The sequence below is a fragment of the Rhodopirellula sp. UBA1907 genome, from assembly GCF_002337565.1.
GTDB lineage: Bacteria > Planctomycetota > Planctomycetia > Pirellulales > Pirellulaceae > Rhodopirellula > Rhodopirellula europaea.
The window spans coordinates 163,864-187,153 of record NZ_DDGH01000107.1 but is presented as its reverse complement, the minus strand read 5'-3'; the positions used below and the strand labels follow the sequence as shown (position 1 = coordinate 187,153).

The following is a 23,290-nucleotide window of genomic DNA, read 5'->3' as shown; positions in this document are numbered from 1 at the left end:
CGGCAGTATTGCTTTTCTCTCGACCCTTGGTCGAACAAGGTCTCCCATCTATGAAACCCGCTGTCCAACGATTGCTATCTCGTCTGACTTCGAATAAATCCCGCAATTCCCGCCATAAAAGCCGATATCTCGGATCGAGCGATCGACGATTGAAAGTCGAATCGCTGGAGTCACGGCGAGTTTTGGCGGCCACGATCGCTTCGTTCGCACCCACACCATCCGGCTTCACCGCCGAGTTGAGTGAAGAGATCAGCGTCCAAAAAATCAATTTGTACGACACCGAAGCCGGAGCCGCGGGCGCCGCTGACGTGACGTTGCAGGGTGCAACGACTGGTGAAGTGCGCGGTTCACTCGTTATCAACGGCACAACCGTCACATTTGTTGCAACCGATGGACCGCTCGCTGCAGACACCTACACAGCGACTCTTCGAAGTGCCAGCGACGGCTTCACCGACCTGGCCGACGGCGAGCTTCTTGACGGCGATGACAACGGCACGGCCGGCGGTAACTTTGTGACGACGTTCACCGTTGCCAGCCCCGCGTCTTTGGTTGTTGGATTGCCCGACATTGTTCGCGGACCAAGCCAAACAGTTCAATTGCCAGCCGGTGGCAGCGGAACCGAATTGCCAGCTGGGTTGCCAATTCAACTGAGCAATGCCGATGGCGTGACATCCGTGACGCTGACCATTCAGTACGATCCAGCTATGCTGGACATCTCCGCCGTTCAACTCGGTGCCGACGCTCCGACAGGAAGCCAAGTCGAAGCGAACTTAGACACGCCCGGCGTTGCAACGATCACGTTCTTCAGCCTCGAGGCCATGGACGCTGGTCAAGCCGACATCATTGATTTGATCGCGACCGTTCCTGAAGACGCTCCTTATGGTTCCACCGGCACACTGACAATCAGTTCGTTGGATGTGAACGCGGGAGCCATGACCGCCAGCGCCGACGATGCCATTCAAGTCGTTGCGTTCCCCGGCGATGTCAACGCCAACCGTCGGTACGACGCCGAAGACGCTCGTTTGGTTGCCCGTGTGGGAGTCGACTTGGACAGCGGCTTTGTTGTCACGGACGCCAGCGGTTCCGGCGAAGCCTTTGTTCCTTTCGCGGCAATCGATCCCAACTTGCTCGGTGACGTGACGGGACAAGACGGATTGAGCCCGTTGGACGCCAGCGACTTGCTGCGACGAGTCGTCGGATTGTCGACACCAAACATTCCTGATTTGCCGGACGCCCAAGCACCGACCAGCATTAGCCTTTCGGCCACCACCGTGGCTGAAAACGTTGCCGTAGGAACTTCCGTCGGGACGTTCTCCACGATGGATCCAGACTCAGGCGACACGCACACCTATGCATTGGTTTCTGGAACCGGTGACACCGACAACAGTTCGTTCACCATTTCTGGCAACACGTTGTTGACCGCAGAAGTCTTCGACGCTTCGGTGCAAGACACCTACACCATCCGTGTGCAAACCACCGACTCGACGGGTCGGACATTGGAACGCGTCTTCACATTGACAGTCACTGATCAAAATGTTGCCCCCACCGGGATTTCGCTGAGCGACACATCGATCGCTGAAAACGAAGCTGCAAGCACTTCGGTCGGTAACCTGTCGACCACCGATAGCAACACGAGTGACACGTTCACTTACAGCATCGTTTCGATCGACGGCAGCACCACCGACACCACGTTTGCCATTTCCGGCAATTCGTTGGTCGCGACTGGATCCTTGGATTTTGAAACGAAGAGCAGCTACTCCGTCGTCGTTCGCACGACCGACCAAGGTGGACTGTCATTCGATCAGACTTTCACGATCAATGTCGATGACATCAACGAAGCCCCCACCGCAATCGCGATCAGCGACGATTCGGTCGCGGATGATTCGGTTTCGGGAACCGTGGTTGGATCCTTCACCACCACCGATGTGGATGCCTCCGACACATTCACCTATGCGTTGGTGTCTGGAACCGGCGACACGGACAACGCTTCGTTCACCATCGTCGGCAATGAACTGCGAACGGCGACAACGATCGACTTCGACACGCAAAGCAGCTACAGCATCCGAATTCAGACAACGGATTCGGGCGGCGAAACATTCGAACAAGTCTTCACGATTGTTCAAAGCAACGAAGGCCCAACCGCGATCTCGCTCAGCAATGCCACCGTGGCTGAAAACGGATCGGCGGGAGACACCGTCGGCACATTCACCTCCACCGACCCAACGTCCGGTGACACGTTCACCTACACCTTTGTGGCCGGTGAAGGTGACGACAACAATGGGATGTTCGCGATCTCTGGCGACGAACTGCAAGCCAATGGATCGCTGGATGCCGAAACGCAAGGCACGTTGACGATCCGAGTTCGCAGCACCGACTCGACGGGCGAATTCACCGAAGAAACCTTCACCATCACGGTTTCCAGCGTTAACGAAGCACCAACCGCGATCACTTTGTCGGGCACTCACGTTGCAACCGGTGAACCAAGCGGCACAACGGTTGGAACCCTGGGCACCGATGACCCGGATTCCGGTGACACGATCACCTACACGTTGGTTTCCGGAACCGGCGACACGGACAACGCCTCCTTCACAATCTCCAATGGAGAATTGGTCACCGCATTCGCGGCCAACCAGCAAACCCAGTCGTCCTACTCGGTTCGAGTTCGGGCACAGGATGCGGGTGGACTGTCCACCGAGGAAACCATCACAATCACCATCACTTCGACCAACGTGGCGCCCACCGCCATCGCGATCGACAACAACGATGTGGAAGAAAACGCCGACGTCGGCACCACCGTTGGCACGCTCAGCACGACCGACGCCAACACGATGGACTCGTTCGTCTACACGTTGGTCAGTGGCACGGGTGATACCGACAATGCATCCTTCGCGATTGAGGGCGATGAGTTGGTGACCGCCGCATCGTTGGACTTCGAAACCCAGTCGTCGTACTCGGTCCGAATCCAAAGCACCGACCCGTTCGGATTGTCGACCGTGGAGACATTCACGATCACCGCGACGAACGTGAACGATGCTCCAACCGCGATCGCGATTGACAACAGCACAATCGCAGAAGACACCGCGTCAGGGACAACGGTCGGTGCACTCACCACAACCGATGACGACGCATCCGACACGTTCACCTACGCCTTGGTCAGTGGCGATGGCGACACGGACAACGCCGCCTTCACGATCAGTGGAAGCAACCTTGTCACCGCGACCACGTTCGATTTTGAAACCCAGTCGTCTTACTCGATCCGTGTTCAAACGACCGACTCCGCCGGCGCGACTTTCGAAGAAGTCCTCACGATCACCGTGACCGACACCAACGAAGTTCCCACGGCGATTGCCCTGGACAACAGCAGCGTTTCGGAAGATGCCGCATCGGGAACCACCGTCGGTGCGTTCAGCACGACCGACGCCGATGCATCTGACACCTTCACCTACACCCTGGTCAGCGGAGAAGGTGACACCGACAATGCCGCCTTCACGATCAGTGGCGGGAACTTGGTGACCGCTACCACGTTCGATTTCGACACTCAGTCGTCTTATTCGATTCGTGTTCAAACCGAGGACTCGGCCGGAGCAACGTTCGAGCAAATCCTGACGATCACGATCACTGAAACCGAGGCCAATCAAACGCCGACGGCAGTTTCGATCGACAACACGGACATCGAAGAACACGCTACCGTCGGAACCACTGTCGGAACGCTCAGCACCACCGATGCGAACGCTTCGGACACCTTCACGTACGCTTTGGTCAGCGGCGAAGGCGACACCGACAACGCTGCCTTCACGATCAGTGGCAGCGAACTCGTGACGGCAAGTTCCTTCGACTTCGAGACTCAGTCGTCCTACTCGATTCGAGTGCAAACGACCGACTCGGGTGGAGCCACGTTTGAGCAGATCCTGACTCTGTCGATCACAGATTCCAACGACGCACCGTCATCGCTCGCGATCGATAACGCCACGATCTCGGAAGACGTGGCATCCGGAACCGTCGTTGGTGAACTCAGCACGACAGACGCCGACGCGGGTGACACGTTCACTTATGCCCTCGTCAGCGGTGAAGGCGACACAGACAACGCCGCCTTCTCGATTGACGGCAGCAATTTGGTGACGGCAACCACGTTCGACTTCGACACTCAGTCGTCTTACTCGGTCCGTGTTCAATCGACGGACTCGGCGGGAGCTACCATCACGCAAGTCCTGACGATCACAATCACCGGCACAAACGCCGTTCCAACCGCGATCGCGATTGACAACGACACCATCGCTGAAGACGTCGCATCGGGAACCACGGTTGGTGCATTGAGCACAACCGATGCGGATGCTGGCGACACGTTCACGTACGCTCTGGTCAGCGGCGATGGCGACACCGACAACGCTGCCTTCACCATCGATGGCAGCAACCTTGTCACAGCAACAACGTTCGACTTCGAGACACAGGATTCTTACTCCGTTCGAGTTCAAACGACCGATTCGGCGGGAGCGACTTTCGAACAAGTCCTAACGATCTCGGTGACAGACGCCAACGACACGCCAACTGCCATCGCAATTGACAACAGCAGCGTCGCCGAAGATGCCGCCTCCGGAACCGTCGTCGGTGCGTTGAGCACAACCGATGCGGATTCGAGCGACACGTTTACATACGCTTTGGTCAGCGGCGAAGGTGACACCGACAACGCCGCCTTCACCATCGATGGCAGCAACCTCGTCACAGCGACAACGTTTGACTTCGAAACACAAGACTCTTACTCCGTCCGAATTCAAACGACGGATTCCGGTGGAGCAACCTTCGAGCAAACGCTGACGATCTCAATCACCGATGTGAACGAGACTCCCACCGCGGTTTCGATCAGCAGTACTGTCGTCACGGAAGATTCAGCCTCGGGCACCACCGTTGGCACCTTCAGCACCGCTGATGTCGATGCATCGGACACCTTCACCTACACGTTGGTCGCTGGTGATGGAGACACCGACAACGCATCGTTCACCGTTGATGGTTCAAACTTGGTGACCGCCACAACGCTCGACATGGACACGCAATCGTCCTACTCGATTCGAGTGCGAAGCACCGATGCGGGCGGCTCGTTTGTCGAGCAAACGTTCACAATCACCGTGACGGAAACCAACGTCGCTCCAACCGCCATCTCGCTTGACGACACTTCGGTCGCGGAAAATGCGGCCATTGGAACGGTCGTGGGTGGACTCAGCACCACGGACGCGGATGTTGCCGACACGTTCACCTATTCACTGGTCAGTGGTGTGGGTGACACCGACAACGCATTGTTTGCGATCGACGGCGACAACTTGGTGACCGCCGCGACCTTTGACTTTGAAACTCAATCGTCGTACTCCGTTCGCATCCAGAGCTCCGATGCCGTCGGGGAGACGGTCAGCCAGTCCTTCGTGATCACCGTCATCGATGTCAACGATGCTCCCACCGGATTGACGTTACCCTTCCCAGCGATCGCCAGTGGTCAAGCCAGCGGATTCCTGGTTGGAGACTTGGGGGCGGAAGATCAAGACGCCGGTGAAACCTTCACTTACGAATTCGTGTCTGGCGACGGAGACCTCGACAATGACAAGTTCACCTTGGTCGACGGAGCTTTGCGAACCGCGGAAGCAACCGACGACGCGATCCAAGCTCTCTACTCGATCCGAGTTCGCGTGACCGATTCCGGTGGACTGACCTTTGAGGACACAGCGGACCTGATCGTCACCGAAGAAAACGTGGCACCGACCGGCATCGTGCTCGACACGACCACGGTTGCTGATGGCTCCGCAAGTGGAACCACTGTTGGCACGTTCACGGCGACCGACGCCAATGACTTCGACGAACACACGTTCGAATTTGTTGCTGGCGAAGGAGATACCGACAACGCATCGTTCACCATCGTGGATGGCGTGTTGACGACCAACTTCGAAGCCGATGCATCCACGCAATCCAGCTACAGCATCCGCGTGCTGTCAACCGACCGCTATGGATTGGCCGTGGAAGAAGTGCTCACGATCACCATTGAGACCACTGTGTGATCGTTGTCGTTCGGCTCACCCAAGTCTGGATTTGTCCAGGCTTGGGTGGTCGGATGATGAATTCGAATGTCGCTATTCATGCGACGTCGGCCCAAAGTTCAGTTTCTTAGAACTGGAACGTCGCTCCGATGTTCAACCCGTGTGCGATGAAGCTGCTGGTCGTCATGTCGTAAGCCGGTTGATTCGTTCCCGTTGGTGCTTCCGGCGGGAACTGCGAAACGTTGCGATCGATCGCGTCGTCCACGCGAACGACATCGGACCAAACCATCATGCTGTATCCGATCGACAGCTTCATGTCGCGATGCACTTGAGTGGTCAGGTTCAATCCGATTTCAGGCAACACCATGAACGATGAATCATCGTATGTTCCGATGTTGGTTGATTGAGCGAGCAGACCGCCGGCAAAGGTGGACGATCCGCCGCCGGGGACCGTGTTGGTCGTTTGCCCAGCGATCGTCGTCTCCGCTCGGTTGACTCCAAAAGCAATTTTTGCATGAGCGTCCCAGGTCGTTGCTCCGGAACATCGTTGCAATTGCAGACCAATTTGTGCGCCGTGGAATTGGTTCTCCGCCTCGAACTGATCAAACAAGTCCACGGTCGTGCCCGAGATGATCGGTCCCTGTGCAGCGGTGTATTCCGAGGATTGATCGATCCGCAACATTTCCTCCAGGCTTCCGTATCGGTAGCCCAACAAGAAATCGACTCGTTGGCCTCGAATCGAAGACAACGAATGCCGGCGGTTGAACTCGAATGAAGCCAACTCATTTTCGGCTTGGATGTTCACAGATCCAGAAAGAAAATCTGGATGAGCGATCAACATCGATGACTCTGCACCAGCACCGGTGTCGAAGACCGGCCGAGCCAACAACCCTCGGTTGCTTTGATAGGTCTCTTCGTCGCTGAAAATCCCCATCCCGCTCAGTTCAAATCCGTTGCCACAATTGTCGTCGCTCCAACCCAAAGTCACTCGCAATCCGGACCGCATTGAGTCCAGCACACTGTTGTTGCCGAACAACGTTGTCGTTCCCGCTTGCCCTAGCACTCCAGTGTCTTCAGGGTCGGTGCCATCGGGGCTGGTCGTGACGAGAGGCGGCAGATCCATTCCGTCGAGCGACCAAAGCAAGTATTCCGCTCGCACCCAGAACCGTCTCGCTGATCGAAGGATCGTGCATTGATCACAACTGCCGCATCCATCGCACGAAGTGACAGCGTGACCATGGTAGGCTTCTTCGTACACTTCGTAGCCCGACGGGTCGTAGCCGAACGACTCATACGAAACGCCTTCCACGCCGGAATCACCTGGCATTTCGTCGGCAGTGACAGCGTCTGAGCCCGCGACGCTCTTGCCGTTGATCGACTTGGGATTCCAAGTCATTTTTTCGGTTGGCTGAGAGGCTTTCGCCCGACTCGACGATCCGCTGGGACCTTGAGCCGAGACGCTCGGAGATGCCAGCAGGCACCCGAGCAATGTGAGCCACGGTATGAGTCGGACAATATTCATAAACGAATGGGATGCAGGGGGATGCCCGTCATCGTTCGAGTTCAGGTGCTCTGATTTAAAAGTGCAGTGGATGGCTCGGACGGGCCGCGAATTTTCGCGAGTCGTGCATTCGGTTCGCGTGATGAACGCGCAACGGATGCCGAGATCACTCTGCAACCATGCTTTACTACACACCAGCGAGCGTCGCCAACAAGAGAACCTGGTGAGATTTTGAGCGGAATCGAGACCGCGATGCACAAATTTCTTTCGCCGCGATTGCCACGACGCAATCGGGCGAGCCAACTCGTGCCGAAGGAACGTGAATCGCGAGTTGATTGGTGGCTTGGAAATTGATTGGTGGTTTGGAAAGCGGCTGTCCGCCTACGAAAAAACCTCGCAAAACAATCTGCTTTGCGAGGTTTTTTCTGACAGCGGAGGACACGGGACTCGAACCCGCAACCCATTGCTGGGCAACTGATTTCGAATCAGCCTGCTAGCCATTCGCTTATCCTCCGGGCCTGTGCGTCATTCTGACAAAAGCCGTCATCCCGTCAAGTCATCGCGAGGTGCGACTTGGACGTTGAACTCAAATTGTTGCTGTCCTGACATCTGTTGGCGGATCTTCGAGAGCAACGTGGTGTCTCGAGACAGTCGATCTTCAATTTCGGCGGCACGGGGGTGGTCCGATGCCACTCGAATTTCTCCATCGGTCAACTGCAGGTCCACTTCCGTTCCGGGAGCCAAACCCATGTCTCGAAGGAATTTCCCCAAAGTTTCGCGGATCGCGTTCAAACCGCTTTCGGACTCGCTTGCTCCCGAACCGGATTCCGATGCGGTTCCGGCGAAAATGTCTGCAAATGAATCACCGGACTCTTTTGGCTCACGCAAATTCTCAACGATATCACCCGCTGATTCGATCCACTGCGAAGCAACCTGCCCCGTCGCTTGAACGGCACGGATTGCCAACCCGGAGTAGATCGGCAGCGACATCAGCGGCATCAGAAGGGATCGGTGAGCCATCAAGACGTCTTTCAAATGGGGAGGGTGGAGGACTCGACTCAGTGTTTGTGCTGAGTCTCAAAGCCGTATTCCTTCAACCATTTTTCCCACTTGTGAGCTTCGTCGTGCGTTTTCAGCTGCAGCGTCTTCCATTCGACGCAGCGGTACTTCAAGTCATCGTGGCCATTGTGGGCGTGACGCTGAGTCTCGCACTTCAGGGTCTTCAGAGTCTTTTCGATTGTGTCAGCCGCCTTTTTGTCATGAATGTGCTTGGCTTTCCATTCTTTGCAGCGATAGTTCACGGTTTCAGCAGCCGAAACTTCAGCGGCGGACGGAGTGGCCAGCGAGAAACCAGCAACCATCAATGACAACAAAACCAGACGAAACATGGGGTGGGATTCCTGGGTAGGGAACACAAGGTGGGAAGTTCACAGTGTGTTGATTACCCCACAATCCCTCATCAGGTCAAGCCAAACTCAGGATTGCCGTCGATCGCGGTCATCAAAAATCCGTTCGGTCGATCGGACTTGTCTTTCGTGTTTTTGTCCGGTCCCGACGACAGGCGACCTGTGCAAATTTGATAAAATCGAGTTCGTCTTCTTCGCCACGGCCAGAGGCACCTGACATCCAGTTCCTCGCCGTTTTTCGCTGCCCGTTCTTTCACGAAGTTGTTTGCATTGACTGACTCATCAGGCCCACGAGTTTGGTTGATCGGGGCGATCGTCGTCGGACTATTCGTCGCGGTGGCATACATCGTCCATGACTCGGACGACCAAAGTGAACTCGTGGAGAAGCTTTCGCGAAAACTGGATTCTCCCGCGTCGGTCATCCCCAGAAGCGAACAGCCGACCGACGTGGTGCGAGTGACACCAACGGTTGTGGCTCAAAAGGATGTGCTTCCCGGGTCCTGGGTTTTGCAAAAGGAAGACAAACCTCGCCCGCGATTGATTCTCCCATTTGCATCTCTGGAAGACGGCCCATCCGCCGCCGAAACTGCGGGAGAAACTTCGGCGGAGCATGTCAACGAAGAAGGCTTTCTCGGTGCGGATGCATGTGCGGACTGCCACCAAACTCGACACAGCGGTTTTCTGCTGACCGCCCACCATCGAACCAGCGGCCCCGCAACGACGAATCACATCTTGGGATCGTTGGACTCGCCGGACAATCAATTGACAACCAGCGATTCAGACCTCGCGGTGACAATGCACGCAAAAGGAGACTCCGTCGTTCAGCAAGTCTCGCTCGACGATTGGAGCGTTGACGTTCCAATGGATGTCATCACAGGATCGGGGAAGGTTGCTCAAACGTTTTTATACTGGGACGAGGATCGACTCTTCCAATCGTTTGCATCGTATTTCAGCGGTGCCGACCGGTGGTTGACCAGCCCCGGATTTGAAGACCTCGACGCCAACTACGGCCGAGTCATTCGCACGGAATGCCTCGAGTGCCACGTGACGTTCATCGAACAGACCGAACCACCCAATCACTATCAACCTTCTTCAGCGGTTTGGGGAATTTCTTGCGAGCGATGTCACGGCCCGGGAAAAGCTCATATCGAGTATCACGTCGCGAATCCGGAATCCAAAACGGCGGAGCACATTGTTCATCCAAACGAACTTCCCCGAGAACGGCAACTGGATATTTGTGGCCAATGCCACTCGGGATCGTTCGACTTCAAAAAGCCAGCCTTCAGCTTCCGGCCGGGTGATGACCTCAGCGAGTTTCATCACACTCTGAAGCCTGATTTCGACGACAGCGGCATTCACACCAGCAACCAACTAGCGCGTCTTCGAATGAGCGAATGCTTCATTCACTCAGAGATGACCTGCACGGCGTGCCATGATCCACACGTTGCTCAGCGCGGCGACGAAGCATTCTTTCGCCAGGCGTGTTTGAACTGTCATGAAACCGAGCATTGTGGGATGCAACCCGAACTACCGGCCGACGTTGCTGACCAATGCGTTCAGTGTCATATGCCAAGCACTCAAATCGACGACCTTGCCGGTATGAAACTACAGGGGCTGACTCTTTCGATGGCCGATCACTTCATTCGCGTTGATCGCGAGCACGCGAAGAAGATCAAGGACCAGACGACTGATTCCACCAAATGACAACGTCCGGTTCATTGCCCTTCGCAGTTCGCAGCAAGTTGCTGATCGCGAAATCGGTCTTTCCGTCACCGTCGAAGTCATCGACTTCGATTGAAGCGTGCTGGTGAACTTTTTGCTGCACTGTCGTCGGCTGAAACACGCCCGGTTCGGTTTGGACCAACATCACAATGGACGCCATTTCAAAACGTTCGAACTGTTTCTGAATCGGTCCCGCCATCAACGATCCAGCAACGACGTCCAAGTCGCCATCGCCGTCAAAGTCACCAGCCTTTGCCGATAGCACTCCGGGCATTTTGCATAGCTCATGAACCTTATACGGAAACGTGCCCTCGTTTTCCAACCAGCAAATCGAATGATAAGGCTTCACACCTCGATCGAACGAATCTCCATTCGTCATCAGCACGTCCAAGTCACCGTCTTGATCCAAATCGACCAACTGAATGCCTGACAAACCAAACGCTGGATCGGGTGCAGCAAAGATCACCTCGCGTTGAAAACCACCTTCTCCATCATTCAGGAACGCTTCAACGGTCTCGTATCCTTGGCTGATCGCGGCGACAAAATCCATCTGGCCGTCATCATTCAGGTCCACGGGTGGAACATGGATGGATCCGTGACGGTCATCGACCTCATGGGCGACAAAGCTCTTTGCCAATTGCTTTCCATCATCCGTCGAGGCCGCCGCCTCTGTCATTTGATTCTCTAGCAAAACAATTCGCCCACTCTGTCGCCAACCAAATTCAGCAACGATAAGATCGATGTCGCCATCGTTGTCAAAATCGGCGGGTCTCGCATCGGCAACTCGGCCAAGCCCCTCCATCAAAACCACTTGTTCAAATTCGTCCTGCGACGGTTTTCGACGCAGCCAGATGATTCGGCCGAGGTCGCTATCGTTGGCATCGAACTCCCCGATGTCTGCGACAACCAGGTCTTGGTGGCCATCGCCGTCCAAGTCACATGCTTCGGCATGCACCGGTTGAAAAAGAGTGGCGAGATGCTTCGACGTCCCTCCGTCGGAATTGGGCCAGTGAGCGACAACGGCGCCACTGCCGATGTCGCAGTAGACCAAGGCCGGGCCATCTTTCATTCCGATATCGAGCCACCGCACGTTGGTCACCCCGGGCGGTCGAGGCCGTGACGATTCATCGCTTGCCAAGCCAACGGCCTGAGTCGTAAAATCAACCCTGCATTGGGGAAAGGGCTTCGTCCAAAGCGACCAGTCGAACTTTTCAGGTGCTTGCATTTCAAAGAATGCAATGACATCGTCGCGAGCAGGAACCTTCAGATCGGTTCGCCCCGAGACTTCATACAGGTTGAGCCCTTGGTCGACTTCTCCCGGCCAATGGTCTCGCTCCGAGCTGGTAGCCAACGGCAAAACATGACAGTCTGCACAGAACGCCTTCACCTCGCGGCCGACACGGTCGTGCCAATCCTTTGATCGCTGCGTCGATGCGGGCTGAACCTTGGTGGCTGGACTCGACGTACTGGCAACGGAGTCATCACCGCGTTCGCGGCATCCGCCGATGGACGCGAACATCATCACGAGAGTGACAAAAACAGCGTGTGTTCGAAGATTTTGCATGGCAACAATACTATAGTGTCCGTCGCATTCGGTCGTCACTCATTCGGTGGCATTATTGATCACCGGCAAACATGGATGTTGCTAACCGATCTGGCAGATACTAGCTGCGTTTAATCCAGCGATCCGTTTGAGCATTCGCCTCGGTTGTACGGCGAAACGGTTGCCACCGTTCAACAGACCGTTTGCCGGAATACTGCTGCCAACTTGCTTCGATCACCAAGCATCAACGACCGCAAATATCGTTCAAGCATCTCGAGACCAACATGCATTCAAGTAATCAGCCAAGCCGTTCCGGTGCTCGACGCAAGCTTGAAATGATGGTTCTTTTGTCATTTCCACTGACGTTCACGCCCGGTTGTGGAGAAAAAGATCTCCCCGAAGTACGGCAAACTCCAGAACGTCCCCTGGGTGAACTTCGATTGGCGATGCGAAAACAGAAATGGAGTGAAGCTTGGCAGTATTCCGACGCGGTCTTGAAAGCCCATCCGGACGATGCTGACGCCATCGCCTCGGTTGCAAAGGTGGCACAGCATCTTGAGAAACCGAATGAAGTAGCCGACCTTCTGGTGAAGGCTTGCTCGGTGGAATCATTCAGCAACGACGGGCGAGTCCGCCAAGCCATGATCGCCTTGGTTAACGCAGGGCGTCTCTACGATGCGATCGATTTGCTTGAGAATACGATCGAAGCGGTTCCTTCACGCCATGCCACTCGTCGATGGCTGTACGACCTGTACATCAACAGTGGCAACCGTACCGAAGCCCTTCCACACGGGCAAACCTTGGTTCGCCAGCGACAGTTCGATACCAAACTTTTGCTTTCGCTCGGAATCCCACCTTCGGCCAAAGATGATCTCGGATCCACATTGGAAATTGTCCGCCGAAACCCCGACGACAAACGACCTTTGTTGCGTCAGGCGAACAAGTTGTTGAACTCTGGTGAAGTCGAAGAGGCGACAAAGGTGCTTCAGCAGATCACCGATCAACATCCAGAATTTGAACCAGCTCAATTGCTGCACGGATTGGCTCTCGCGAAAAGTGGCGACATCGACGCGTATGAGCAGTGGCTTTCCGAACAAGACGTTTCATCACTCGAAACCAGCGTTGAACACTGGATCGCGAAAGCGACCATCGCAGCCGTAGAAGAAGATTCCAAGGATGCGCTGCGTTTCTACTGGAATGCGAGCCAGCTAAATCCCGACCTTACGAAACCATGGTCTTCGATCCTGGAACTGACCGAAGAATTGGCGATCGATGCACCTGAACGACTCGACGCTATTTCGAATCGCCTCGAAAGCCTGCAGCAGGTTCGATCGTCCATGAAGCGTTTCGATCAGATGGGCAGTATTTCGCGGCGACTGGCGACTGACATCGCAATCGAACTCGAAAAACTGGGGCGGCTTTGGGAAGCCGAAGCTTGGGCTTCCATCGCGATGACGCTCCCTCGAGACGACACGGTGGACGTCGAAGGTGTTCGAGCAAAGATCGTTGCTCAGCTGACTGGTCAAACCCCATGGCAGGTGACCGAAGGGCGTCCAGAGTTGCAGTCCGAGCTGCCAAATGAGTTGCAATAGGGTCTGACTTCAGTACCTACCCAAAAAAACCGCCCTCCAATTTGAAGGGCGGTTCACATGTTCAAACGATACGGAAACGAGGTATCAGAATTCCAATTCGATCACTTCGCGGCTTGCACGAGTTCCCAAAGCACCCCAAACGCCGTAAGGACTTTTCTGTCCTGGGTTAGGGAATGGGGCCGATGCGTTACCGGCTTCGATCGAGTCGGTGATGAATTTCACCGCACCGTCACCCATCAGGATGTGGACGCCACCTTGGTGACGACTGCTGGGAGGAGCAATCGCACCGTTTTCTGGCCAACTGTCAGCACAAACACCTTTGTTGGGAGCCAGAATGGTGTTCACAGTCGAGAAGACTGGGCGAGCGTTGGCCCAGCGTGCACCACGCGAAGTGGCAGCGCCAAGACCACGAGGCTGGTCGCCAGGAGACTGTCCGGATCCGGGACTGTCGGGGTCGATCCAAAACTGTGGACGCTCTGGGTCCAAGAAGTTCTGTTCGCAGTGATTGGGGTTCGTCTGGTAGGTACCACCCGTCGCCACTGCCAACGAAGTCCGTTTGTCGCCATCATTCAAGTCAGTGGCGATCTCAGCCATTGCGATGGTGTTGGACAATCCGTCCAAGATGTCTCGGAACTTGGTCACATCACGAGGGATGAAGAAACCGCGGTTACGCGATTGCACTCCCATCGCCCAGTTGTTGACCGTCAAGTCACCATTCTTACCACCGTTCCAGCGGTTCATGTTGTCGCCAACACACGGGGCGTAGTTCGTACGTCCCATCGTTGGAGCACCACGGCCTGGATCGCTTGGGCAACGCAGGAAGGGAAGATCCGTCATCCATGGTGAGTAATAGTTTCGGTCATTGCCGCCAGGAGTGGGAGTTGGGCCCATCGGTGGGAACGTGATGTCAATCGTGCCATCATTGTTTGTATCGGCGGGGAACGAATTCGAGATTTGTTCCCAAGTTCCCTGAGCTTCCACGAATGGGGTCAGTCCAACCAGCATCGTCAACAACTCATGGTTGCCAAAGTTGTTGTTATTCCACCAATTGGTCGCACCACCGGGTCCATTTGATAGGGGAGCAACAGGCGTTGTTCCACCGTAGTTGATCGGAAGTTGGTTATAGGCGGAATGATAGTTGTGCACCGCCAATCCCAATTGCTTGAAATTGTTGCTGCAACTCATGCGACGGGCAGCTTCGCGTGCTGCTTGGACGGCTGGCAAAAGCAGCCCCACCAAGACGCCAATGATGGCGATCACCACGAGAAGCTCGACCAGCGTGAAGCCGGCGCGAGATTTAGAACGATTCGACATAAAACAATTCTCCGTTTGGAAGAAAAACAAAAACGATTGGAAAGTGACAAGAAACGACGCTGGGCAGCATGAGGCGTTCCAGTCCAGAGAACCGAAACGCAATGATCAAGAAAAAAACGATCGATAAACGCCGGCGCCATAATCAGCGGCTAGTTCCCCATCTGTTCGGCCATCTGCCTGTCATATTCAGCCTGCTCCTCTGGAGTCAGTTCGACAGGTTCTTCGGCCGCGGTTGGCTCAACGACTTCCGCCTTGTCACACCCAGAAAACGCGAGTGTGAGACATGCAAACAAGAGAGTGAGCGAAAACAAATGCTTCATCGGTGGTTAAATCCTTGCCAGATAGAGACTGCGACCATGTCGCATAATTAATTCCTTCTTCACAAGAACGCGTCACGAACAACATGAACGCGCACTCGGTGCCCTTAACCTACCAGGTAAGGTGCTCTCGTTCACCGTAAATTTTCAATCAAAACCTCGATTTCAAGCAAATAGTTCGTAGTCAAAACGATCGCTCTAAGACATGTTCCTCCACCACCAAGAAGCGTTTCGAGCATTCCAAGTAAGAGAACAGCTGGAATTTGTTACAAAACGCTACTTAGGCCCAGGCGACTGAAACCATCTCAAGCTGCGGTTGAAGCTTCTCGCTGCTGGCAAAGAATTTGCCTGAAGATCCACGCCAAAATGTCTTCGGCGGATGATTTGCGAGAATCGCTGCGACACCGACGTTTGTGAATACGTCGAGCGAATGCGGAAAACCGCTTTGTCGACACCAGGCCGCTAGCGATTCACCAAGAGGGCGTGATTCATCGCCCGTTTAAGAGGGCAGTCGGCTAGAAACCAACTGCCGCTAAGAGACCAATGTCACCAACCGGCGACGCTGATCAGCATGTCAGTGAGTGCACTGACAGGAGCAGAAGGCTCGGCGTAGCTCCACATGTTGCGAACCAAGTCGGTCATCAACATGCCGCCCAAACTCATCACGCAGAGGATAAGAAGCAAGCCGATCGTTTGAAGCAATGTGAACGGAACCTCGTAGCCGCCACGAACGCCCGCACCCGCCGAAGCGACCGCCGCGTTTTCGTCGATCAGACCATCGCCGTCCATTGGGTCATCCAACGCATCGACTTCCGCAACATCATCGTCCATTGCGAAACCGCTGTCGCCGGCTTCATCGAAGGCGTCGACTTGGTCGGCACCATCGAAATCAACCTCTTCAATGTCGACCGATTCCGAATCGACAACTTCGATCACTTGCGAAGCACTTTCTTCGTTGCCATCGATCTGGATTCCAGAAGCAGACAACTGAAATTCGTCGTCGCCTTTGAAATCGATTCCCGATCCCATTTCGCTGGCGGGAACCAATCCACTTCCATCGTGACCGCTTCCGGTGCCCGAGCCTTCATTCAGCTCCGCACCCAAATCGAGGGCCGAGATGCTGCTGCCCGCTAAGTCCAGCGGTTCGCTTTCCAGGGAAAGGCCACTGTCCGATGGGCTCATCAAGTTGATGCCGCTGTCTCCAGCGATAGAAATGTCGCTTCCCGCACCGCTGACAACCAAGTCGTCGTCATCGTCCGCGATGATCAAATCGTCATCGTCGGCCAGAGCGTCGTCCACTCCGGATGAGCCGCCTGATTCAGCCGACATCAATGAACTGCCGAGCAAGTCGCCACTGCCGGAAAGCAATCCGCTTCCCGCCGCGTCGCCGGCCAACAAATCCAATTCACTCAGTACGTCGCTGCCAGCGTGACTCTTCGATTCGACCGCGGATGGACTGCTGTCCAGATCCAGATCGCCCATCAGTTCCAGGCTGCTGGCTTGTTCGTCCGAGCTGATATCGCCAAGGTCCAACTCGCCATCGCTATCTTCTCCACCCAAACCGGACAGGTCCGATTGGCTCTTGGCACCTTCGACGGGCGCGGTTCCCTTGACTGGCTCCAGCGACAGGTCGTCTGAATCGCTGTCCAAACCCAACGAGCTTCCGAGATTGAACTCGTCGCTGTCGCCGTCTGATTTTGGTCCCGGTGTGGGTGATTCCAATTCCAAATCGCCGCTGTCGTGCGAGATTGCCGATCCGGACAAATTCAAGTCGTCCAGGTCAATCTTCAGCGGTGCGTCGCTGTCGGCTTTCGCACCGGGAACAATGGTCACGTCGCTGCCGTCGCCCGAGTCGCTGGCGATCAGGTTGACGTCGCTGCCGCCGCTGAGTGAATCGATGTCCAGATCCAAACCGCTGTCGTCGCTGGCCGGATTGTCACCGCCGATCACGGATCCGATTTTTGATCCGCCACCATCAGCAGCCAGAATTCCGGAACCCAATCCGGACATGTTTGGAAGTTCGTCCTTCAGACGCTCGATCTCTGCCTCAGGAAACTTCCAGCTGGAACCATCGCGAAAACCCCGGACCTGACCTTGGCTGCGAAGATCAATCAGTTTGTCGGCGGGAATTCCGAGTTGTTTGGCGGCGTCTTCGAGAGACAAATAAGAGGCCATGGCAACGCTGAGATGAGGATAGAGGGCGTCAAAAAGTGTCGTTTTGATGTAGCTTCCCTGCCATCCCCATCTTAATGACCGTTCCGGCGAATCGCCAACAGAAACGGGCCGTTCAGATGCAGAATTGCCGCCTCAACGAGGCTTCGTCTTCCCTTGCATTCGACGAATGTCGTCGGGCAATGGCGCCGTCGCGTTGAGTTCCAATGAAAAATCGGCATCGATAGCGCGGCTGCTCACCAGTCGGATCTCGCCATCGGGACCCACATGATACACAGCCATCCACAGTTTTCCTGTGTTTACCAAACTAATTACTTGCGTTCCTGATTCATCCACATGGGAAAATCCGATTATTTCGCCTGATGCCCCCACGTCTCGGCCCGGTCGAGCCTGTATCAGCGTGGGGGTACCATCCAGTGGATGCGGGACACCGGCCAGTGCTTCCGGCTGGCGAATGACGGGTGAGTCTTGGGCAAACGCGTGATCGGCTGAATCCGAAGCCAGGCACAGCCCGATCAACACGCCGATTCCAACGCAAACCATCGAGGCGATCAGGTTTGTACGCACGGTGATTTCTCCGGAATGAAACGAAAACAAGCGGATCGCCGAGCCATGGGTCAGGATTGCGGCGATCGATTTCGCCACTCTAGATGAGCAGCTCGGTCCCGGTCCAGATCGCTCCACCACAACCCCAGATCGATCTTCCTGGCGAGGCTTCCATCCGCCTACTCTCTGCGGTTCACCACAAGCAGTTCCGCTTCGATCCGACCATCGTCGCAACCGAATGTCAAAAAATGCGGATTATATGAAGACAGCCGGTTGTAACGGTCGATCCTAGCGATGTGGCGTGTGCGATCGGCTGTGCCGTTCCGCGCCATGAATCGCCGTTCCGTCCGGAAGGAGTCCGATGAAGCCTCACGATTTCAACGCCAACGACACGCTTTCCCCCGCCGATCATTGGGGAGAACCCGTCGAGCCATTGACGAAATTGCGGGCCACCACGCCGGCCAGCGGCGGCGAGCCATCCGCATCGACGTCTGCGGAGCAATCGACCGATTTGGTCGACTCGCCTTCCTTGCTGTCCAAGATCGTGGCCTCAGTCGGTCCGATTGGTCTGGGTTTGCTTCTTTCGGCGGTGTTCTACGGCGTCGTTTTCGGAGTCAACTGGGGACCACTGAACCGGTACTTCCTGGGTCACCCGGTTGCCGTCGCCGCGGCAATTTTGTTCTGCGTTGCCATCGCGATTCTCGCTGTGCGTGCGGTGCAAGTCGCTCGCGATCGGCACCAATTGGAATTGCTTCGCGACGAAGACTTGATGGCGCATGTAACTGGTGCCACGTCGGACTCACCCGCTCAACGTTGGTTGCAACAAAATGATGCTGGCGCAATCGCTCGCAGTTGGCGAAAATCGCTGCGTTCGCTTCCAAGCTCGACACGCAACTCGCTGTTGGTACGACGCCTGAACGAAGTGCTGGGGCGACAATCCCATCGCACCGGAACCGGCGACCTTCCACAGGATTTGCGAGAGATGTCGGAACGTGACGCCGACGCGGCTCACGATTCATTCGGATTGATTCGCATCATCGTGTGGGCCATCCCGATGCTCGGATTCTTGGGCACGGTCATTGGCATCACGCAAACGCTCGGCGGGTTGGACTTCACCGACGGAACCGCAGCGGTCGACCGACTGAAAAGCGGTTTGTACGTTGCCTTCGACACCACCGCTTTGGGTTTGGTGCTGTCGGTGTTGGCGATCTTCTTGCAGTTCCCTGTTGAACGATCTCAGCAAAGTTTGCTGGCAAGCGTTGACCAACGTGTTCGCGATTTGGTTTCGGAAGCTCTGCCGAGTGACGACGCCGGCGACAGTCAAACCGCTTTGGTCACACAACTTTGCGATGGCATTCGAGTCGCCGTGCAAGAGTCACTGGCGACGCAAGCCAAACTGTGGCGGGAAACAATCGAAGAAGCCCAGGCGTCATGGCGAACGCAACACAACGAGGGTTCCGAGCAATTCCGCAAATTGATGCAAGCATCGTTGCAACCGGCTCTGACCAGCCACGCCGATCGCATCGAAGCCACCGTGTCTCGATTGGACACGATCGGCAACGGCGTCAGCCAAACGTTGCAAGATCAAACCAAGGCCTGGAATGACGCGATGCACACAACGGCCGTCGAAGTGCAAACGCATCGCCGAACCTTGATGACTCACACCGAAGCGATGACCGAACTTGCGGCTCAGCAAAGCATGCGGAACCAGGCCGAAGCTCCCGTCGTTGAACTGGATCCGGTGATGGGTGAAGCAATGCGAACGTTGGCTCGCGCTGTCGATACGTTGTCGCAACGTTTGCCGGCCGCGAAAACGACGAGCGGTCGAGATGACTCCACCAGCAAAAGGCGTGCGGCATGAGTCGGCGACGCGCCTCGCTGTCTCCCTCGTTGTTCCCGTTTCTCGCGGTGCTGGTCTGCACGCTGGGTACCTTGATTCTGTTGCTGGCTCTCGTGGCCGAAAAAGCTCAGGACACTTCGGTCCCACAAGTTGCCCAGCATTCCGAAGCGGTTGCACCGACGCTCGATCCTTCGGATGACGAAGCCTCGACCAATGGCCCTGCTGATCCGTCGATAGATACCGACGGACCGCCGGCAATGACCGCTGCGTCCGCCATTCAGTTGTTGGAAGAAGAACAATTTCGCGTCGAACAATTGGTGTCACATCGCGAAAAGCAAACCAGCAAAGTCGAACGACGTCGCGATGAACTGACTCAAGTTCAAACGGCCGCGAAAAAACTGCGTGATCGGCTGAAGCAACTCAGTGACGAAGTCGACGCAGCCATCGCTCCCGAAGACGCGACCAAGATCGATGAACAAGCCATCGTGATGATGCGTGAAGAAATGGAAACGTTGCGTCGCGAAATTGCGGAATTAGAAGAAGTCAAATCAGGCGACAAGCCACGTGTGGTCATCGTCCCTCACCGCGGTCCCAACGGAACGGCTCGCCGGCCCGTGTACGTCGAGTGCACCGAAAGCGGCGTCACGATTTGGCCGGAGGACACTCGCATCACTCACACGCAACTGCTCGCCGGTGTTCAATCCGGATCTCCTCGTCGCAACCCGCTTGATGCTGCCCTTCGAGTCTTCCGACAACACGCGGTTCAAAACTACGGCGATGGTGTTCCGCCATACCCGTTGCTGATCGTCCGTCCCGACGGCATCGAAACGTTCGTGACCGCTCGTGCGGCAATGCAAGATTGGGATGACCAATATGGATACGAGTTGGTGCCCGCTGAGGTTGACCTCGCATTCCCGAAACCCGACCGGGTCTTGAAACCCAAGATGGAACTGGCGGTTCACGAAGCCTCCAGCCGCAACGTTCATCAATACATCGGCGACGGCCGTGGCGGGACCGGCGGCAACGGAAACGGAACACAAAGCGTAGCCGGCGCGACACTCGGCGGTGCCGCATCGCGACCATCTGGCAACGGCTTCGCCAACGCGGATGCGTTCAGTGCCAAACCATCCGACGGAACCTTCGCCAGCGGCGGAACCGGCAACAACGGCGGCCCCACAGACAATCCCTATGCGGGACAAGCTGGTGGAGCCACGTCTCAGCTGGGCGGCACAACAACCTCGTCGATGCAGCCCGCCGAGAAACCGCTGCCCGTTCTGTCAGCTCGCTCACTCGATCGCCAAGCGCGGGCCAACGGTTTCATGCCGTCTCGTGAGATGGGACCTCCATTGCCAGCAGGCGGACTGGCCGAACCCATTCCGGGATCCAGCCAATCCAGCTTCGGCGCAGTTGAAACACGGTCCGATGCTTTGAATGACTACTTGGCACAAAAAGACAATCCGTTGATCGGTGCCCCACAAAACGACGCCAATCAGGGTCCCTCGGCAAACTCCAATTGGATGGACGAACAATCCGCCGATGGCACCGATGGGGAGTCAGACGCCGACCAATCCGATCCAAACTTTCGCGGTACCAGTTCCAAGGTCAACGGCGAACAAGTCGCTGGTATGCAGCAGCCCAGCGGCGGCCAATCTGCTTCCGCTTCGGTCTCTCAATCATCAGCCTCGCCACCTTCGTCGAGCCAAGCACCCGAGTCGGCCAACCAACCGCCGCCAAGTACCAACATGCAGGCTCCACAACAGCCAACGCAGACGGTGCGTCGTGAAGGTCGAGACTGGGCGTTGCCGCGTTCGATGGCTGGCATCAACGGCACCCAAGTCGTGCGACCGATCGCGATGGTTTGTCATCACGACCGATACGAGTTAGTTCAAAACAACGTGGTTGTCCAGACGTTCCCCTTTGGAGACGATTCGATCTACAACGCGACCATGAAATTGGCCACCGCCGTGCGCGATCGAGTGGACGGCTGGGGAGCCACGCTTCCCGGAGGCCGCTGGCAACCGCGACTGGATGTGCTGGTCGCACCGCACGCGGATCAACGTTTTCATGATTTGCAAACGTTGATGAACGGCAGCGGTGTGGAAATCACTAGGAGGGTTCGATGAGTCGACGCCGACGCACGACGCTTGAACTTGGACACGATGCCTTTTTGGACATCGTCGCCAACCTCGTTGGGATCCTGATTATCCTCGTGGTGGTTCTCGGAACCCAAACGCAACGCATCACTCGTGCGCTCACATCGCGCGACGAAATCGCCCAAAAGCCCGGCGACCTGGTATCACCCGAAGGGTTGCCAACGCCCGAACCCAAGCTGGCAACTGATTCACAGTTGTCGGAACTTGCACAAACCGCCATGCGAGCTGCCGCGGCACAGCGGGAGTCGATGCGTTTGGAGAACATGGTCAAACGCTACGACATGGAATTGGAACAAGCCAAACGTGAACGTGGCGCGTTACTCGATCTGCTCACGCTCGCAGAAGAAGCTTGGGAGCAAAAGCAAAAACAACTCGACCAAGACAAAGTACGTGCAGCCAAGCTCGGCAGTGAAATGCGAGAGGTCAGCACCGAATTGGCGACTCTGGCCGGCACCAAAGAACGGCTCGAGAGCCAAGAGTCACCCGTCGTCGCGGTCGAACACTTGCCCACACCAATGGCCAAGACCGTTTTTGGCGACGAGATCCATTTGCGGCTGAAGAACGATCGTTTGTCAGTCGTCCCGATCGAGCCACTATTGAAAGCCATCAAAGAAGATTTCGGTCGCGTCATTCGTGGCTCACGAGATGGACGCTCGTCGTCCGCCGTCGGTCCCATTCGCGGATACGTCGCACACTACGCGATGGACAAATCAACCGGCCGAATCTCCCAGGGCGGAAAAACCTCCATGGGCACCCGAGTCCAACTGGCCGGCATGGTGATCGAGCCTCTCGAAGAACCACACGGCCAACCGATCGATCAAGTGCTCTCAACAAGCCGGTTGCTCGACGTGGAATTGGCAGGGCGTGATCCATCCAAAACGACCATCACGGTCTGGGTCTATCCGGAAAGCTTTGCCGCATTTCGGATGCTGAAAGAGCATCTGTACAAACGCGGATTCGCGACCGCCGCTCGCCCGCTTCCATTTGACCGGCCAATCTCCGGCGGCCCCGGTGGCTCGCGTTCGCAGGCTCAATGACATTGGCCTCAGTAGCGTTCGCCTGGGCTGTTCAATCATTGGGGTTGCAGATCGAGGACACGATGCAGCTTTTGCCACCTCTCCCTCAACGAGGTCGTGCAGTTTTTAAGTGCCGTGCTCGCAAGGTTGA

14 protein-coding genes and 1 tRNA gene are annotated in these 23,290 nt (G+C 56.0%); 6 read left to right on the top strand and 9 right to left on the bottom strand.

Annotated elements, in window-relative coordinates:
• The first annotated feature begins 50 nt into the window (after positions 1-50).
• Entirely contained in the window at positions 51-6,038 is a 5,988-nt protein-coding gene (locus B2R17_RS27430; protein WP_286766499.1) for a cadherin domain-containing protein, read from the top strand.
• Positions 6,039-6,144: 106 nt separating this feature from the next.
• On the opposite strand, the gene B2R17_RS27425 is transcribed toward B2R17_RS27430, so the two are convergent.
• The 4 genes from B2R17_RS27425 to B2R17_RS27410 all read right to left on the bottom strand — a co-directional run bounded on the left by B2R17_RS27425 (position 6,145) and on the right by B2R17_RS27410 (position 8,906).
• Positions 6,145-7,413: a BBP7 family outer membrane beta-barrel protein gene (locus B2R17_RS27425; RefSeq protein ID WP_286766498.1), complete on the bottom strand. Its 1,269-nt coding sequence runs from the start codon at positions 7,411-7,413 to the stop codon at positions 6,145-6,147.
• A gap of 537 nt (positions 7,414-7,950) precedes the next feature.
• A tRNA-Ser gene (locus B2R17_RS27420) sits at positions 7,951-8,032 on the bottom strand.
• 29 nt (positions 8,033-8,061) lie between these two features.
• Positions 8,062-8,538: a hypothetical protein gene (locus tag B2R17_RS27415; RefSeq protein WP_286766497.1), complete on the bottom strand. Its 477-nt coding sequence runs from the start codon at positions 8,536-8,538 to the stop codon at positions 8,062-8,064.
• A gap of 38 nt (positions 8,539-8,576) precedes the next feature.
• Entirely contained in the window at positions 8,577-8,906 is a 330-nt protein-coding gene (locus B2R17_RS27410) for a hypothetical protein (RefSeq protein ID WP_007325957.1), read from the bottom strand.
• Between the two features lie 288 nt (positions 8,907-9,194).
• On the opposite strand from B2R17_RS27410, the gene B2R17_RS27405 reads away from it, so the two are divergent.
• A complete protein-coding gene (locus tag B2R17_RS27405) occupies positions 9,195-10,628 on the top strand; it encodes a multiheme c-type cytochrome (RefSeq protein WP_286766496.1) in 1,434 nt (477 codons plus the stop codon).
• On the opposite strand, the gene B2R17_RS27400 is transcribed toward B2R17_RS27405, so the two are convergent.
• Positions 10,597-12,210 (bottom strand): FG-GAP repeat domain-containing protein, encoded by a 1,614-nt coding sequence (locus B2R17_RS27400; RefSeq protein ID WP_286766495.1) that lies wholly within the window; start codon positions 12,208-12,210, stop codon positions 10,597-10,599. The two genes, B2R17_RS27405 and B2R17_RS27400, sit on opposite strands and share 32 nt — an antisense overlap.
• A 314-nt stretch (positions 12,211-12,524) precedes the next feature.
• Between B2R17_RS27400 and B2R17_RS27395 the strand changes: the two genes are divergently transcribed.
• Complete coding sequence (locus B2R17_RS27395; protein ID WP_286766494.1) at positions 12,525-13,781, top strand: tetratricopeptide repeat protein; 1,257 nt, start codon at positions 12,525-12,527, stop codon at positions 13,779-13,781.
• Positions 13,782-13,865: 84 nt separating this feature from the next.
• Here the strand turns inward: B2R17_RS27395 and B2R17_RS27390 are convergent, their stop codons facing one another.
• The 4 genes from B2R17_RS27390 to B2R17_RS27375 all read right to left on the bottom strand — a co-directional run bounded on the left by B2R17_RS27390 (position 13,866) and on the right by B2R17_RS27375 (position 18,151).
• Complete coding sequence (locus tag B2R17_RS27390; RefSeq protein WP_286766493.1) at positions 13,866-15,095, bottom strand: DUF1559 domain-containing protein; 1,230 nt, start codon at positions 15,093-15,095, stop codon at positions 13,866-13,868.
• A 149-nt stretch (positions 15,096-15,244) separates the two neighbouring features.
• Positions 15,245-15,415 carry a hypothetical protein gene (locus B2R17_RS27385; protein WP_286766492.1) on the bottom strand — a complete coding sequence of 57 codons (171 nt, stop codon included), beginning with the start codon at positions 15,413-15,415 and terminating at the stop codon, positions 15,245-15,247.
• A gap of 543 nt (positions 15,416-15,958) precedes the next feature.
• On the bottom strand, positions 15,959-17,587 hold the full coding sequence (locus B2R17_RS27380; protein ID WP_008654418.1) for a helix-turn-helix domain-containing protein: 1,629 nt from the start codon (positions 17,585-17,587) through the stop codon (positions 15,959-15,961).
• A gap of 132 nt (positions 17,588-17,719) precedes the next feature.
• Positions 17,720-18,151, bottom strand: coding sequence for a hypothetical protein (locus B2R17_RS27375; RefSeq protein ID WP_286766491.1), 432 nt, complete (start codon positions 18,149-18,151; stop codon positions 17,720-17,722).
• A 340-nt stretch (positions 18,152-18,491) separates the two neighbouring features.
• Here B2R17_RS27375 and B2R17_RS27370 point away from each other — a divergent pair, with 340 nt between their 5' ends.
• The 3 genes from B2R17_RS27370 to B2R17_RS27360 are packed head-to-tail and all read left to right on the top strand — an operon-like array spanning position 18,492 to position 23,160.
• Entirely contained in the window at positions 18,492-19,991 is a 1,500-nt protein-coding gene (locus tag B2R17_RS27370; protein ID WP_286766490.1) for a MotA/TolQ/ExbB proton channel family protein, read from the top strand.
• Positions 19,988-22,093: a hypothetical protein gene (locus B2R17_RS27365; protein WP_286766489.1), complete on the top strand. Its 2,106-nt coding sequence runs from the start codon at positions 19,988-19,990 to the stop codon at positions 22,091-22,093. Before B2R17_RS27370 ends, B2R17_RS27365 begins: the two co-directional genes overlap by 4 nt.
• The gene (locus B2R17_RS27360; RefSeq protein ID WP_286766488.1) at positions 22,090-23,160 is read left to right on the top strand and encodes a hypothetical protein; all 1,071 of its coding nucleotides are present in this window, start codon (positions 22,090-22,092) and stop codon (positions 23,158-23,160) included. Before B2R17_RS27365 ends, B2R17_RS27360 begins: the two co-directional genes overlap by 4 nt.
• The last annotated feature ends 130 nt before the right edge of the window (positions 23,161-23,290 follow it).

Bases quoted from the DNA above. Each gene is read 5' to 3' on its own strand.
- B2R17_RS27385 (WP_286766492.1), bottom strand. From the start codon at position 15,415: ATGAAGCATTTGTTTTCGCTCACTCTCTTGTTTGCATGTCTCACACTC.
- B2R17_RS27360 (WP_286766488.1), top strand. From the start codon at position 22,090: ATGAGTCGACGCCGACGCACGACGCTTGAACTTGGACACGATGCCTTT.
- B2R17_RS27390 (WP_286766493.1), bottom strand. From the start codon at position 15,095: ATGTCGAATCGTTCTAAATCTCGCGCCGGCTTCACGCTGGTCGAGCTT.
- B2R17_RS27430 (WP_286766499.1), top strand. From the start codon at position 51: ATGAAACCCGCTGTCCAACGATTGCTATCTCGTCTGACTTCGAATAAA.
- B2R17_RS27395 (WP_286766494.1), top strand. From the start codon at position 12,525: ATGATGGTTCTTTTGTCATTTCCACTGACGTTCACGCCCGGTTGTGGA.
- B2R17_RS27415 (WP_286766497.1), bottom strand. From the start codon at position 8,538: ATGGCTCACCGATCCCTTCTGATGCCGCTGATGTCGCTGCCGATCTAC.
- B2R17_RS27425 (WP_286766498.1), bottom strand. From the start codon at position 7,413: ATGACTTGGAATCCCAAGTCGATCAACGGCAAGAGCGTCGCGGGCTCA.
- B2R17_RS27380 (WP_008654418.1), bottom strand. From the start codon at position 17,587: ATGGCCTCTTATTTGTCTCTCGAAGACGCCGCCAAACAACTCGGAATT.
- B2R17_RS27365 (WP_286766489.1), top strand. From the start codon at position 19,988: ATGAGTCGGCGACGCGCCTCGCTGTCTCCCTCGTTGTTCCCGTTTCTC.
- B2R17_RS27410 (WP_007325957.1), bottom strand. From the start codon at position 8,906: ATGTTTCGTCTGGTTTTGTTGTCATTGATGGTTGCTGGTTTCTCGCTG.
- B2R17_RS27370 (WP_286766490.1), top strand. From the start codon at position 18,492: ATGAAGCCTCACGATTTCAACGCCAACGACACGCTTTCCCCCGCCGAT.
- B2R17_RS27400 (WP_286766495.1), bottom strand. From the start codon at position 12,210: ATGCAAAATCTTCGAACACACGCTGTTTTTGTCACTCTCGTGATGATG.